Consider the following 14394-nt stretch of genomic DNA (forward strand, 5'->3'; position numbering starts at 1 on the left):
GGCGAATACTTAGGCGGCTACGGCCGTAGTGCCTTCGCGGTCCTCGATGGCCTTGCGCAGCTTGGCGATGGCCTGCGTAGCGCGCTCCTCGTCGAGGCGATTGATGTTGAGCAACATCTTCGTTTTCTCTTGGCGCGTGATGAGCGGATGGTTCAGCAGACGGATGATTTCTTCCTTCTGGCTAGCCGTAGCATATTGCACGGGAGCGGCAGGAGCAGCTTCGGCAGCAGGAGCCTCAACTGGCGCGGCGGGAGCCGTGGTTACGGCGCGCATCACGGGGGCAGGCTCAGCAACTACGGCCGGGGCCACAGCAGGAGCGGGCACATTGCCGCTATACTCCATCTCTTCAGCGGGCGTGGGCTCGTAGCCAGCAGCGCGGATAATCCAGGCCAGGATGTTGCGGTAAGCCTTACCGATAGCCCGGGTCTGGGCCATGCTGGCAATGGCAAACTCCTGGTAGAACTTCTTGCCGCTCTCCTTATTCGAGCAGATGGCGAAGCCAGCGCCTACCGTGGTGCCGTGGCGCAGGTCAAACAGCGTCACTTTAGCTTGATACTTCAACTCCTGCTCATTGCTGAGGTTGATGACGTGCTCCACGATGGGCACGATGCCCAAGCGTGAGCCAGCATACTGCCAGCCTTCCACGTTCACAAACTCTTTGCCCTGCACATTCGTGGTGAGCTTGTTCTCTTTGATGAATTTAGCCAAGTCCTTGGCCAGGTCAAACGTCTCGTCCGACTTCGCAATGTCGTAGCTCTCGGCACGCGAGGCAACTTTCTTGGCGGTAGCTTCTTTCGGGGCTTTGGTGACTTCGGTCATGGTTGGGGTGGCCAGCGGCCGGTTATCGTTCTGTAGTACGAATATCAAACTACCCTAGGCCAAAGATAGTGCCACGAAAGCCAATTTTTTTAGTAAATTTTATCTCTGATTATCAGACACTTTAAGTAGTATTTAAAAATTATTTCCGACAGGTCGATTTTCCAATTGGCTTAGCGCTGCCCGTTTTGCTAAAAACAAGCAAAAAGAACGTCATGCTGCGCTTGCCGAAGCATCTCTACCGAACAACCTTGGCGGCGCGATAGAGATGCTTCGGCAAGCGCAGCATGACGTTCTTTTAAACAGTGGCTACCTGCTTATTTGCTAGCCCTACTCTTCCAGAATATGGCCGTCGCGCATCACAATAGTGCGGTCGGCCATCTGGGCCAGGGTGTCATTATGCGTCACGATGACGAACGTCTGCCCGAACTCCTTGCGCAGCCAGAAAAACAACTCGTGCAGTTCCTGGGCGTTCTTCGAGTCGAGGTTGCCGCTGGGCTCGTCGGCGAAAATGATTTCGGGCGAGTTGATAAGGGCGCGGGCCACCGACACGCGCTGCTGCTCGCCACCGCTCATCTCGCTGGGCTTGTGGTCGACGCGGTGGTCGAGGTTGAGCAGGCCTAGCAACTCGCGGGCGCGTACTCGCACCTCTTTCTCGGAGCGGTCGGCCAGGTAGGCCGGCAGGCACACGTTTTCGATGGCTGTAAACTCCGGCAGCAGGTTGTGAAACTGGAATACGAAGCCGATGTGGCGATTGCGAAACTTGGCCAGCGAAGTGCGCCCCAGGCTCGTGACCGACTGCCCATCGAAGAGCACCTCGCCCGAGTCGGGGTTGTCTAGGGTGCCCAGGATGTGCAGCAGCGTGCTTTTGCCCGCCCCCGACGACCCCACGATACTCACGATTTCGGCGCGCTGAATGGTAAGGTCGATGCCTTTAAGCACTTCCAGCGAATTGTAGCTTTTACGGAGGTTAATGGCTTGCAGCAAAGCGAATGAAGGAAAACAGTATAGTACTAGGGCAAAGCTACGCGCAAAGCCGGCCGGGCGTTGGGTACTACGTATGTCATTGCGAGCACAACGCAGTAGCGCGCGGCAACCCAAGGATAGCGAAAGCTACTCTTTCCTTGCTGCTAGGGGTATTATTTCTAGCGACAAGGAAAGATTGCCGCACGCTACTGCGTTGCGCTCGCAATGACAAGCGGCATCCCGGCCCTACCTTCGCGCCAGCAAAAAACTCCACCCCTACCCCCTCCGATGAATATTCACGAGTATCAAGGCAAGGAAATCCTGAAGAAGTACGGCGTGCGCGTGCAGGAAGGCCTCACGGCCGACACTGCCGAAGAAGCCGTAGAAGCCGCAAAAAAGCTCACCGAGCAAACCGGCACCAGCTGGTACGTTATTAAGGCCCAGATTCATGCCGGCGGCCGGGGCAAGGGCGGCGGAGTGAAGCTCGCCAAAAACCTGGAGCAGGTAAAAGACATCGCCGGCCAGATTATCGGCATGCAACTCGTAACCAAGCAGACGGGCGCCGAAGGCCGCAAGGTGCATAAGGTGCTCATCGCCCAGGACGTGTACTACCCCGGCGAAAGCCCCACCAAGGAGTACTACATGAGCGTATTGCTCGACCGCACCAGCGGCAAGAACGTTATCATTTACACCACCGAGGGCGGCATGGACATCGAGGAGGTGGCCGAGTCGCACCCCGACAAAATCCTGAAGGAGTTTGTAGACCCCGCCGTGGGCCTGCAAGGCTTCCAGGCCCGCAAAATCGCCTTCGGCCTCGGCCTCTCGGGCGATGCCTTTAAGGAGATGGTAAAGTTCGTGACAGCCCTCTACAAGGCCTACGACGAGACGGACTCGGCCATGTTCGAGATTAACCCGGTGTTGAAAACGTCGGACAACAAAATCCTGGCCGTAGACGCCAAGGTGACCCTGGACGACAACGCCCTCTACCGCCACAAAGACTTCGTAGCCCTGCGCGACCTCAACGAGGAAGACCCGCTGGAAGTAGAGGCTAGCGAAAGCAACCTGAACTATGTGAAGCTCGACGGCAACGTGGGCTGCATGGTAAACGGCGCCGGCCTAGCCATGGCGACCATGGACATCATCAAGCTTTCGGGTGGCGAGCCCGCCAACTTCCTCGACGTAGGGGGTGGAGCCAACGCCCAAACGGTTGAGGCTGGCTTCCGCATCATCCTGAAGGACCCGAACGTGAAGGCCATCCTCATCAACATCTTCGGCGGCATCGTTCGTTGCGACCGCGTGGCGAATGGTGTGGTAGAAGCCTACAAGAAAATCGGCGATATCCGCGTGCCCATCATCGTGCGCCTGCAAGGCACCAACGCTGAGGAAGGCGCCCGCATCATCGACGAGAGTGGCCTGAAAGTGTACTCGGCTACCCTGCTGAAGGACGCCGCCGCCCGCGTGAAAGAAGTGCTGGCAATGTCGTAAGGCACCCTAGCCACGAGTAGTTTGAAAAGCCCGTCTGGTAACCCAGGCGGGCTTTTTCGGTTTACTACGCAATTCCCCGTCTGTCCTGTTGACAAACGTTTTTTAACTATTTCACTTCCTACCCTTTTCCACAATGGAATTTACCCGCTTGGGAAACACTGGCTTGCAGGTTTCCAAAATTTGCCTGGGCACCATGACCTACGGCACGCCCACCGAGCGCTGGCCCTGGGCCCTCGAGGAGGAGGCTAGCCGGCCCTTCATTCAAAAGGCTCTGGAGCTGGGCATCAACTTCTTCGACACCGCCGACGTGTATAGCAACGGGGCCAGCGAGGAAGTGGTAGGCCGCGCCCTGCACGACTTTGCCAAGCGCGACGAAGTGGTGCTGGCCACCAAGGTTTTTAACCCCATGGGGCCGGGGCAGAATGACAAAGGCTTGTCGCGCAAGCATATTATGAGTGCCATTGACGCCAGCCTCAAGCGCCTCGGCACCGACTACGTGGACCTCTACCAGATTCACCGCTGGGACTACAACACGCCCATTGAAGAGACGCTAGAGGCGCTGCACGACGTGGTAAAGGCCGGCAAGGCGCGCTACATCGGGGCTAGCAGCATGTTTAGCTGGCAGTTTGCCCAAGCGCTGTACCTGGCTGATAAGCACAACTGGACGCGCTTCGTGAGCATGCAGCCGCACTACAACCTCGTATACCGCGAGGAGGAGCGCGAGATGCTGCCGCTGTGCCAGGACCAAGGCATCGGGGTTATTCCGTGGTCGCCACTGGCTAGGGGCCTGCTCACGGGCGGCCGTGGCAAAGAGCGCAACGAAACCGAGCGCGCCAAAACCGACGCCTTCGGCAAGAGCCTGTATGGCCGCGACGATGACTTTGCGGTGGCCGACCGCGTGACGGAAATTGCCAAGGAGCGCGGCCTGCCCAACGCCCAAATTGCGCTAGCCTGGATGTTGAGTAAACCTGTCATTACGGCGCCCATTGTGGGGGCTAGCAAGCCTGGCCACCTCGAAGACGCGGTAGCCGCCGTAGATGTAAAGCTCTCAGCCGATGAAATAAAGCGGCTGGAAGAACCCTATCAGCCGCACCCGGTGCTGGGCTTTAGCTGAGTGCGCTAGGGCTGCCTGCTACTGTCGGCAGTCCTAAAGCTTTGTGCCTTATACTAGCTCGGTAATGCATTGAGGGCTGGTATTGGCTAAACTTCTTCGGGTATTGCCGTGTTAGGTCATCTATCTTTACCTAGTAGCCCGGCTCAACTATAACCCACCGGCTGCGTATTTATCTGCAAACCATATCTTTGCCCTATGGAAGTTGCTAGCTACACCCTGGCCGAAGCCACTACGGCGGCCCCCTACCTCGATTACGCCCGTTGCGTCGATGCCGACAACCGGCCGGCCAACCACGGCGGCGACTGGCCCACCGTGGGCGAAGTTTACCCCGTGCGGGTAGTGGAAAGCCGCCTCGAAGGGATTCCGCTGGTGCACGTGCTCACGTTCGACGGTCCGGCGCCTTACTATAACGCCTTCGCACCGCACCGCTTCGAGCTTACGCACCGCATTTACTTGAACTAGCCACAGAATCTCACGCAAAAAGCCCCGGCTGCCGACCAGCCGGGGCTTTTTGCGTGTAGCAGTGTTCTTCTATTGCACGGTGCTGGTAGCAGCCGAGTCCCCATCGAGGGTGTCGTGGTAGCCTAGCCCATTGAGCGTAAAGGTGACCGAAGTAGTACGGTGAATTTCGCGCGACTCGCCAATCAGCTTGAGGTAGGCGGCCCCGGCGTAGGCCGGGGAGCTGCCGGCAGGCTGGGTGGCCCCGGCTGGCTGCGGGCCGGGCTTGCACACGGCATCACGCATGGCCCTAGCCATGAGGCTGGTGCGGCGGTCGTTGCCATTGAGCTGATATACCTGCACGGCGGCCACCTGGGGGCAACCGGCCTGCTCTACGGTGGTCCAGTTAATCTGCACGGGCACTACCACTTTCTTGGTCTGCCCCACCAGCATTTTGCCGGTGTAGGTATGGGCGTAGGTGCGTGCGCCGCTCGTTTTAAAAAACGTGGTATCGAAGCGCAATACCTTGGCATCGGCGGTGCCCGTGGCAGAGGGGTGGCTTTGCACGGCAGTTCCGGCTTCGCGGCAGGAGGTGAGTGCAATGGCGGCACCCAGCACTAAAAGTATTTTTTTCATCATAAGTAAACAAATGCTGCTGGTGGCAGCCTACCTCAAAGGTAACGGGCTTCTTACGCATGCCGCCACGCAAAAGGTATGGGCCGCCCCGCTCATTAGCCAGGGGTAGGCGGCCCCGGTAGACTTACTGGTTTATTCATAACGCCAAGCCAGGGTAGCACGAGCCAAATGGGCGTCAGGGATATTATTAACACAAAAAGGCCCATCTGCTTACCAGATGAGCCTTTTTGCGTTGGCGATGGCCTGGGGCTACTTGCCCTCGGCTACGCCCGCATTTTCTTTGGCCTGCACGGGCACGGTTTCGCCTTGCACTTTCAGCTCTACTTCCATGTTGCCGCGCGTGCCCACCGAATAGGGGCAGATTTTATGGGCTTCGCGCACCATCTGAATGGTTTTATCGCGGTCAAAGGCTTTCAGGTCTACATCGAGCACGGCGCTTAAGCCATAACCCTCGCCTTCCTGGAACAGCGTTACCGAGCATTTTACCTCCGTACCGGGGTCGAGCCGGTCGCCGGCCCGCTGCGCAATTACCAGCAGCGCCTGCTGAAAGCACGACGAGTAGCCCGCCGCAAACAGTTCTTCGGGATTGGTAGCGCCTTTTTTGCCGCCGAGGCCTTCGGGCACCGACATGTCGAGGTCGATGATGCCGGTGGCCGAACGCACGTGGCCGCTGCGGCCGCCTACAGCTGTCGCATCGGCCGTGTAAAGAGTCTTTTTAGTAGAGTCCATGTGGAAAGGGAAATTAGCAGGTTCAGGGTAAGCTAACCGATTTTTGCCTTATAGGGTTGTGTTGGGCCTAGCCAAAATAGCCATTCGGGTTTGGCCGCGCCCGCTTTTGTAGCTACTTTTGCAGCCCTGCACCGGGTCTCGTAGTACAACGGATAGTATAGGAGCCTCCGAAGCTCTAGATTTAGGTTCGATTCCTAACGAGACCACTAAAAAGCCCTTCCTGCTCGCAGGAAGGGCTTTTTTATTATTCAGGGTACCAGTTTTGCTTTATAGCTCCTTGTGTACAACTATCGGCCAGGCCGCTTGACTCCTGCTCGCGTGTGCGGCTTCGGGTGATGTATACTATACGTTTGTTTATTAATCACTTAATTGCTGTACAGTACACGTTAGTGCAGTTCTGAGCCTGCCTAGCCATCCTGATTTAGCACGGTTCCAGCTAGGGTGGTTTTGTATAGCCTACCCGCACCTCAGCGGCAGCAGCCCAACTACCGGCTTAGGCTGTTCGTAGTTATCGTTCTGCGCTTCTTTCCTTTTGCAGCGTCACTCATCACTTACGTGGTAGCCCAACTTTATGAAAGCTTTTCTTCTACCTGCCGGTGCCCTGGCCCTGTCGGCGCTCCTAGTGACGGCTCAGGCCCAAGGGCTGCCCAAAGTCACGGCCAATCCAGTCAATACCAAGGATAAAGCGGCTACCGCACGCGCTACTGCCAACCGGCGCGCTACCACTTATAAGGGCCCTAAAGTGGTAAAAAACACCGAAGCGCTGGGCAAAAAGATGCTGCGCGACAGCAAACCCGCGCACGGGCAAGTAGCCCCCGCAGTGCTGATTCCTGCCAATTAATAGGTACCTGATGCCAGGCCGCTCGCCGTGGCGGCTGCCCGTCTCGCTGCGCTAGCCCCTCGGGTGGCTGCTTCTGCATCGTGGCCCGAGGGGCTAGCGCTGGTACACGCGCACGTAGTCGATTTCGAAGCGAGCGGGCAGGCCCCCGGGCTCGATTGGTCCGCCATTGTCGCCACCCAGCGCCAAGTTGAGCAGCAGGTAGTGCGGCTGCCGCATGGGGTTGAAACCGGTGCCGTCCTGGTTTTCGGTTTGGCCGAGCGGTGTTTCGTTAAGTAGCTCATTATCTAGGTAGAGGCGGATGGCCTCGGTATCCCAATCCATGCGCCAGACGTGGAATTTGCCAGCCCATGCGGGGTCCTTGAAGCTCGTCAGGGGCTTGGTTTCACTATGCCACTTGGGCGTGTAGGGCTGAGCCGTGCCCGAGGCCACGTTGGCCAGTACCTTCCCGCGATAGTATTCCATTATGTCAATTTCGCCGCCGGAGGGCCACTCTTTCCCGACGCCCAGGGTCCAGAAGTCGGGCCACATGCCCGAGTGAGTTGGGATGCGGGCGCGCATCTCAAAGCGTCCGTATTGCCACTGGTGCTTACCCTGGGTGTTAAGGCTAGCCGAGGTGTAGTCGATGGTGGGGCGGCTGGCTCTCCAATCGGGGGCGCCGGGCTTATACCCGGGGTTGGGGCTCGACTCCCTCCTGGCCTCGATGACGAGCAGGCCCTTTTCGCAGCGTGCATTGGCGGGCTGGTACCACTGCACCTCGTGGTTGCGCACGAAGCCGTTTTCGTAGCCCCAGTTCTGCGGGTCGGGCCGGCCGGCTTGGTTGAACTCGTCGGCCCACACCAAGCGGTAGCCTCCAGCGGTGGGCGCGGGGCTAGGAGCCGTCGCGCCGGTCGGGCGCCTCGTAGGCAGGGCGCCCGAAGTGGCCGGCCGCACTGGCTGGCCGGGCCGCCAGTCAAGCACCCGCACGGGCTGCGCGGGTAGGTTTTCGAGGGTTTCGCCGTCGCCCTGGCCGGTGCGCTGCACAAACAGGCTCAGCACCTGCTCGTTTTTCCAGCGCTCGGTATCGTAGCTAGGCTCCCAGTTGCCGACGGGGCTAGCCGTAAGGTCGGCGGCCGACCACTGCGGCCGGCTCAGGTCGGGGCAGCTCAGCACCGAGGCGCGGTCGTGGCGCTCGGCATCGCGGAAGAGCAGGTAAGCAGCGGGGTGGCCTTTGGCACTGGTTACCAGCAGCTGCGGGCGCGAAATCGGAATTTTCTTCGTGCCCGTACCGCTCAGACTAAAGGCCGTGGTGCGCTGGCTTACCTGGGTGGTCTTCCAGCTTTTTCCGGCCAGGTAAATGAGCTGATATTGTGGCACCTGCGTGCCCTGGGGCCGCCAGTAGGTGGCAATGTAGGGCGTGCCCTGGGCATCGGTCGTAATGCTGGTTTGGTTTATTAGCTCACTGTTTTGCGGAATACGGGCCGCGTACTCGGCCGTGGCTTTGGTGATGGGCAGCTGATAGCTAGCGCCGGTGCTCTTTTGCCAGGTGCGGCCGCCGTCGGCAGAGCGGGCGTAGGCCATGTCGTGGTTGGAGGCCACGTTGGGGCTTTCGCGCCACACCCAGGCCACGTGGATGGTGCCCCGGGCATCGAGGCAGGCCTGCCAGTAGGCATTGCGCTGGCCTTGCCCGTCGATGAGCACGTCGTGCAGGCGCGTCCAGCGCCGGGTTTTCACCTCGTAGCGGTTCAGCACCAGGTTGCCGTTGCCCGAGCCACCGTCGCGATACAGAAACAGCAAGTCGCCTGAGGGAAAGCGGTAAAACTCGGGATAACTCACTTTCTGCTCCTGTTGGCCGGTCATGGGCTCAAGGGGGCCTAGCATGAGCACGCCCGGCGCCGTGCTGCGGCAGTAGTGCAGCGGGTTGTTGTGGTGGTCAAACGACAGATGCAGGTAGCCCGCGCCATCTACCATCAGGCTGATGATGTTGTGGGCATCCTTCACATTGCCTTGGTACTGCGTGCGTTGCACCTGCCACGACCCGGCTGGCAGGCGGCGCTTGGCTAGGGTCACGTAGCCCGCCGAGTCGTAGTAGGCCACGTACTGGTCGCGGCCTAGGCTCACCACCGAGTTTTTGCGAAAGACGGCGCCATTCACGTTGTTTTTGGCCCAGCCCAGGCCGATGGGCACGGCCGTTTGGGCGAAGGCCGCCGGGGCACTCGGCAAGATTAATCCTAGTAAAAAACTTGAAAAAAGGAGCGAGCGAAGCATAGTAGACACGGACTAATTGGCGGCCGGGGCGGGCGCGGAGCCATCGACCAGCCGCAAGATATAGCTGTAGCTGTACTGCGGGGCTAGCAGGCAGTAGGGCTCGTGAGGTAAGGCGCCCCAGCTGTTGTCGCCGCCCACGCCACGCTGGGCCAGGTCAAGGTGCAGCCAGGTTTGGCCGCGGGGCTTGAGGTCGGTGGGGTGCTGCTGCTTTTTGCTCAGGCCAGGGTCGAGGTCTTCGGTGCGAAAAGGCAGGGCACTGAAACACAGCGGCTGGCCGGCAGCCTCCACGCGCAGGCCGTGGCCGGTGGCATCGGTGAGCGTTAGCCAGCGCATATCGGTGTGGTAGCCATACTCCTGGGGCCGGATGTAGGTATCCGGAAACTCGCGCCGCACCGAGTCCTGGTACACGCCCAGCAGGGCCGCGGTATTCCGGTCCGAGTAGTTTTCCTGCGGGCCACGGCCGTAGTAGTGCAGCTGGTCAAAGGTGCGGGGCACTTCCATGCGCATGCCGAAGCGCGGCAGCTCGGGCAGCCGCTTGCCGGCCAAGTCAATGCTGGCCGTAATGCGCACGGCGCCATCGGGCTGCACCAGGTAGGCCACGGTGTAGGGCACGCCCAGGTCGGCGAGCAGGTACTCGACCGTGATGGGCAGGCCGGCGACCGACTGCTCACCTACTACCACGCGCTGCACGGGGCGGTTGGCGTGGGCGGTGCGCCACACGCCCAGGCTCTGGGGCATGCCGTTGCCGAAGTCATTGTCGGTGGGCGCGCGCCAGAAGTAGGGCTCGGGCACGCCACCGGGCAGGCGCTGCTCGCCCCGGCGATAGTCTACTAGGCGGCCCCGCTTGGTATCGAACTCGCCGTGCACGGTGCCGGCCGTCCAGGTCAGGCGGTCGCCCTCGCGCTTCACATCCAGGGTGCCAGCGGGGCTAGCCGCGGCAGCGAAGGTGGTAGCGGCTGGCGTAAGTACCCACTGCTCGCGGGCCACCTCATGGCCGGCCGGCAGCAGCGGAGCAGCCGCGCGGGTGCGGGCAAACACATTGAGCACGTACTCGGCGCCGGGCTCGGTTTTGAAGGCGGGCAGCGGCAGCTTTACTTCCTTGCGCTGGCCGGGGCCTAGCGGGCCCACGGCCACGTCGGCGGACTTTACCAGGGTGCCATTTTTCAATAACTCCCAGTGAAAGGCATAGCCGGCTAAATCGCGGAAGGAGAAGCCATTGAGCACCGTGATGCGCCCGGCAGCAGGCTGGGTAGCGCTAAAGCGGATATCCTGATACACCTTCTTCACTTCGAGCAGGCCGGGGTGCGGGGTGCGGTCGGCAGCCACCAGGCCGTTGGCGCAGAAGTTCTCGTCGTTTTGCAGGTGGTAGCCGCCCAGGTCGCCGCCGTAGGCAAAGAAGCGGCGGCCATCGGCGGTTTGGGTCGCTAGGCCCTGGTCTACCCAGTCCCAGATAAAGCCACCCTGCATGTGCGGGTGCGCCCTGATTATATCCCAGTACTCCTGAAAGTTGCCCGAGCTATTGCCCATCGCGTGCGAATACTCGCACATGATGAAGGGGCGTGTTTTGTCGGTGGCTTCGGCGTAGCGGCGCATCGACTCGATGCCGGGGTACATGGGGCACACAATATCGGTATCCACGTCTTCGCCGGCCTGCTCAAACTGCACCGGGCGGCTCGGGTCGCGCTGTTTGAGCCAGGTATAGGCCTCGTGGAACACCGGGCCGTTGCCGCACTCGTTGCCCATGCTCCAGATAATGACGCTTGGGTGGTTTTTGTCGCGCTCCAGCAGCCGGCTGATGCGGTCGCGGTGGGCAGCTTTCCACTCGGGCAGATAGGCCGGGTGCTTAGTTTTATCGAACCAGCCCTGCAGCTCGGCGCCGTAGCCGTGGGTTTCAATATTGGCCTCATCGACCAGGTAAAAGCCCAGCTCGTCGCACAGCCGCAGCCAGCGCTCATCGTCGGGGTAGTGGCAGCTGCGAATGGCGTTGATATTATGCTGGCGCATCAGCTCCAGGTCGCGGCGCATCATGGCATCCGTGACCACGCGGCCCGTGGTAGGCTCCAGCTCGTGGCGGTTCACGCCATGCACCTCTACCGGCCGGCCATTCACCAGCAGCTGGGCATTCTTAATCTCGACCTTGCGGAAGCCCAGCTTGGTCCCGGTCAGGGCCAGGGCTTTGCCTTGTGCGTCGGCCAGAGTCAGGCGCAGTTGGTAGAGCGTGGGTATTTCGGCGCTCCAGGCGCGCACCTTGGGTAAGGTGCCAGCAAATTTTATTTCCTGCGTGGCGCCACCGCCCGCCAGCACTGCCTGCGCCTGCTGCCACACGGGCCGGCCGCTGGGGTCAAGCACCTCGGCCGTGAGGCGCGCGGCGGACGCGGCGGCGCCAAAGCGGCGCAGCGTGACTTCGGCGCTGAACTGGCCGTTTTTGTAGCTTGGGTCGAGGTCGGCGTGCGCGAAGAAATCCCAGATAGTCTGCTGGGGCAGGCTGGTCAGGTACACGGCGCGGTCGAGGCCCGAGAGACGCCAGAAATCCTGGTCTTCGAGGTACGAGCCATCGTGCCAGCGCATTACCTGCACCGCCAGCTGGTTAGGGCCCGGCTTGAGATACTTGGTAATGTCAAACTCGGCTGGCGACTTCGCTGCCTTGCTCAAGCCCACGCGCTGGCCATTTACATACACGAAGGCACAGCCCGAGATGGAGCCGAAATGCAGCAGCACTTCCCTCCCACCCCAGCCGGCCGGCACCGTGAAGCTGCGCCGGTAGGTGCCCACCGGGTTGTACTTGGGGTCAATGTTGGGCTGGTTGCGCGGAAACGGGTAGGTGATGTTGGTGTAAATTGGAATCCCAAAGCCCTGCACTTCCCAGTTGCTGGGCACCTGAATGGTTTTCCAGGCCGCATCGTCGAAGCCCGGCTCGAAAAACGTGAGCGGCCGGTCGGCGGGCCGGTCTACGTAGTTGAATTTCCAGGTACCGTTCAGGCTCTGGTACCACGGCGAGCGGGCGTAGTCATCGGCGGCTACATCGGCCGGGCGCTCGTAGAGCTGGAAGCTGGCGCGGGGCACTTCCTGGCCCTGCTGGGTAAGCTGGGGGTTTTGCCACTCGACGGGGTCAGGCGCCTGGGCGGCCACCGAGCCGGCGGCCAGCAGGCCTAGGGCAAGAAATCGGGCAACGAACATATGCGGGCGGGAAAAGGCAGGCTAGCGGCGCTAGGGTCACTTAAATACAGCCGCAATACTACCTCAGTTCGGCTAGGCCCGCAGGGGGCATTTTGCCCGAAAAAGGGGGTAAATTCACGCCGTAGCCCGACGTAAAAAAAGAGTGAGCCAGCTAGCCAGCTCACTTCTTGAATTTAGACCGTCATGCTGAGCCTGTCGAAGCATTTCTACCGGACCGCTAGGGGTAGTAACTCTAACGAAGCGGTAGAGATGCTTCGACAGGCTCAGCATGACGGTCTCTATAAATTTTCAAACACGCTCTTAACTAGCAGTTACTTCAGCTCTAGCACGACCACCGACTTGGGCGGCAGGGCTATGGCTAGCTTGTCGCCATGCTTTTTGGCCCCGGTAAAAGCGGCCAGCTTGATGTTGTCGGGCTTCTCGAAGGTATTGTAATCGCTCACGTTGGCCGAAGTCAACACCCGGCCGGTCACGGTTTTCCAGCTCACGCCGGGCAAGGCGGTTTCGATGGTCAGGGCCTTGTGCGGGTCGAGGTTCACAAGCGAGATGTGCACGGCCCCGTTCTTATCCTTAGAAGCCGAAGCGTTCAGGGCCGGGATTTTCTCGCTGCCGAGCCCATAGTCGGGGCTAGCGAACTGCAGGGGCAGGTACTCGGCATCCTGGTGCACCTGGTAGAGGTCGAACACGTGGTAGGTGGGCGTGAGCAGCATCTTCTCCTTGTCGGTCAGCACCAGGGCCTGCAGCACGTTTACGGCCTGGGCCAGGTTGGCACCCTTTACCCGGTCGCAGTGATTATTGAAGATGTTGAGGGTGGTGCCGGCCACTAGGGCATCGCGCAGCGAATTTTGCTGATAAAGGAACCCCGGGTTGGTGCCAGGCTCCACATCGGTCCACACGCCCCACTCATCTACCAGCAGGGCCACCTTCTTGTCCTTGTCATACTTGTCCATAATGGCCGCGTGCTTGGCTACTATGGCGTCCATTTTCAAGGCGTTGCGCAGGGTATTGAAGTACTCCTGCTCGCCAAAGCCGGTGGCTTTGCCCTTGCTGCCGCTCCAGCTGCCGGTGGGCAGCGTGTACTGGTGCAGGGTGAGGCCCCACATCTGGTTGAGCGGGATGTTTTTCATGCACGTCTCGGTCCAGTTCGCATCGTCGCCATTGGCCCCGCTCACAATGCGCCTGAGCTTGGTGCCGGGGTAGTCGTGGGCGAAGGTGGCGTAGCGCTTGTACACGCTGGTGTAGTAGTCGGGCGTCATGTTGCCGCCGCAGCCCCAGCTTTCGTTGCCAATTCCCCACCAGCTCACGTGGTAGGGCTCGGGGTGGCCATTTTTGCGGCGCTCCAGCACCATGGGCGTATCCTCGTTGGAGTTGAGGTACTCCATCCAGTTCGACATTTCCTGCACCGTGCCGCTGCCCACATTGGCCGCTAGGTAGGGCTCGGTGCCCAGCAACTGGCACAGCTCCAGAAATTCGTGGGTACCGAAGCTATTGTCTTCCAGGGTGTTGCCCCACCACAGATTCAACATTTTGGGGCGCTGGGCGGTGGGGCCTACCCCATCGTGCCAGTGATAGGTATCGGCAAAGCAGCCGCCGGGCCAGCGTAGGTTGGGCACGTGAATCTTCTGCAGGGCCTGCACTATATCCATGCGAATACGGCCTTGCTTGGGCACGGGCAGGCTAGGGTCTACCCAGAAGCCGCCGTAGATGCAGCGCCCCAGGTGCTCGGCAAATTGCCCCTGAATGTGCTTGCTTACCACAAGTTTAGGGTCGCCGGGCTGCACAGTTAGCTGGATGGTTTGGGCGGAGGCTAGCAGCGGGGCCGCACAGGCAGCGGCCAGCGCCGCGCGACGCAGAAATGGGGTGGGCATGGAAAAGTGGTAGAAGATGAAGTCAGGATTGCCTAGATGTGGCTGCTAGGGCTGTGCCGATGCGCGCAGCCCTAGCAGCC

At 60.4% G+C, this 14394-nt stretch carries 11 protein-coding genes and 1 tRNA gene; 5 read left to right on the forward strand and 7 right to left on the reverse strand.

Features of this window, described 5'->3' with window-relative positions; translation table 11 throughout:
* Positions 1-9 precede the first annotated feature (9 nt).
* Both J4D99_RS13460 and J4D99_RS13465 read right to left on the reverse strand, forming a co-directional pair.
* Positions 10-867: a hypothetical protein gene (locus J4D99_RS13460; RefSeq protein ID WP_236018660.1), complete on the reverse strand. Its 858-nt coding sequence runs from the start codon at positions 865-867 to the stop codon at positions 10-12.
* Positions 868-1146: 279 nt separating this feature from the next.
* Positions 1147-1803 carry an ABC transporter ATP-binding protein gene (locus J4D99_RS13465; RefSeq protein ID WP_173110825.1) on the reverse strand — a complete coding sequence of 219 codons (657 nt, stop codon included), beginning with the start codon at positions 1801-1803 and terminating at the stop codon, positions 1147-1149.
* A gap of 267 nt (positions 1804-2070) precedes the next feature.
* Here J4D99_RS13465 and sucC point away from each other — a divergent pair, with 267 nt between their 5' ends.
* The 3 genes from sucC to J4D99_RS13480 all read left to right on the forward strand — a co-directional run bounded on the left by sucC (position 2071) and on the right by J4D99_RS13480 (position 4843).
* Positions 2071-3267 carry an ADP-forming succinate--CoA ligase subunit beta gene (gene sucC, locus J4D99_RS13470; protein ID WP_208132244.1) on the forward strand — a complete coding sequence of 399 codons (1197 nt, stop codon included), beginning with the start codon at positions 2071-2073 and terminating at the stop codon, positions 3265-3267.
* Positions 3268-3400: 133 nt separating this feature from the next.
* Positions 3401-4381, forward strand: a complete 981-nt coding sequence (locus J4D99_RS13475) for an aldo/keto reductase (protein ID WP_208132245.1) — start codon at positions 3401-3403, stop codon at positions 4379-4381.
* 195 nt (positions 4382-4576) lie between these two features.
* Entirely contained in the window at positions 4577-4843 is a 267-nt protein-coding gene (locus tag J4D99_RS13480) for a hypothetical protein (protein WP_208132246.1), read from the forward strand.
* A 69-nt stretch (positions 4844-4912) separates the two neighbouring features.
* Here J4D99_RS13480 and J4D99_RS13485 read toward each other — a convergent pair whose 3' ends face one another.
* Both J4D99_RS13485 and J4D99_RS13490 read right to left on the reverse strand, forming a co-directional pair.
* A complete protein-coding gene (locus J4D99_RS13485) occupies positions 4913-5455 on the reverse strand; it encodes a membrane lipoprotein lipid attachment site-containing protein (RefSeq protein ID WP_208132247.1) in 543 nt (180 codons plus the stop codon).
* A gap of 249 nt (positions 5456-5704) precedes the next feature.
* Complete coding sequence (locus tag J4D99_RS13490; RefSeq protein WP_208132248.1) at positions 5705-6184, reverse strand: organic hydroperoxide resistance protein; 480 nt, start codon at positions 6182-6184, stop codon at positions 5705-5707.
* A gap of 134 nt (positions 6185-6318) precedes the next feature.
* On the opposite strand from J4D99_RS13490, the gene J4D99_RS13495 reads away from it, so the two are divergent.
* Together J4D99_RS13495 and J4D99_RS13500 are read left to right on the forward strand one after the other, a co-directional pair.
* Positions 6319-6390: transfer RNA gene (locus tag J4D99_RS13495), tRNA-Arg, on the forward strand.
* Between the two features lie 365 nt (positions 6391-6755).
* On the forward strand, positions 6756-7025 hold the full coding sequence (locus J4D99_RS13500) for a hypothetical protein (RefSeq protein ID WP_208132249.1): 270 nt from the start codon (positions 6756-6758) through the stop codon (positions 7023-7025).
* Positions 7026-7118: 93 nt separating this feature from the next.
* Here the strand turns inward: J4D99_RS13500 and J4D99_RS22225 are convergent, their stop codons facing one another.
* The 3 genes from J4D99_RS22225 to J4D99_RS13515 form a co-directional block, all read right to left on the reverse strand.
* Positions 7119-9224 (reverse strand): BNR-4 repeat-containing protein, encoded by a 2106-nt coding sequence (locus J4D99_RS22225; protein WP_208132250.1) that lies wholly within the window; start codon positions 9222-9224, stop codon positions 7119-7121.
* Positions 9225-9281: 57 nt separating this feature from the next.
* Entirely contained in the window at positions 9282-12446 is a 3165-nt protein-coding gene (gene lacZ / locus J4D99_RS13510; protein WP_208132251.1) for a beta-galactosidase, LacZ type, read from the reverse strand.
* A gap of 311 nt (positions 12447-12757) precedes the next feature.
* Positions 12758-14314, reverse strand: coding sequence for an alpha-N-arabinofuranosidase (locus J4D99_RS13515; RefSeq protein ID WP_208132252.1), 1557 nt, complete (start codon positions 14312-14314; stop codon positions 12758-12760).
* Between the last annotated feature and the right edge of the window lie 80 nt (positions 14315-14394).

Origin of the sequence: Hymenobacter sp. BT559 (assembly GCF_017571525.1) — a bacterium.
Taxonomy (GTDB): Bacteria; Bacteroidota; Bacteroidia; order Cytophagales; family Hymenobacteraceae; genus Hymenobacter; species Hymenobacter ginsengisoli.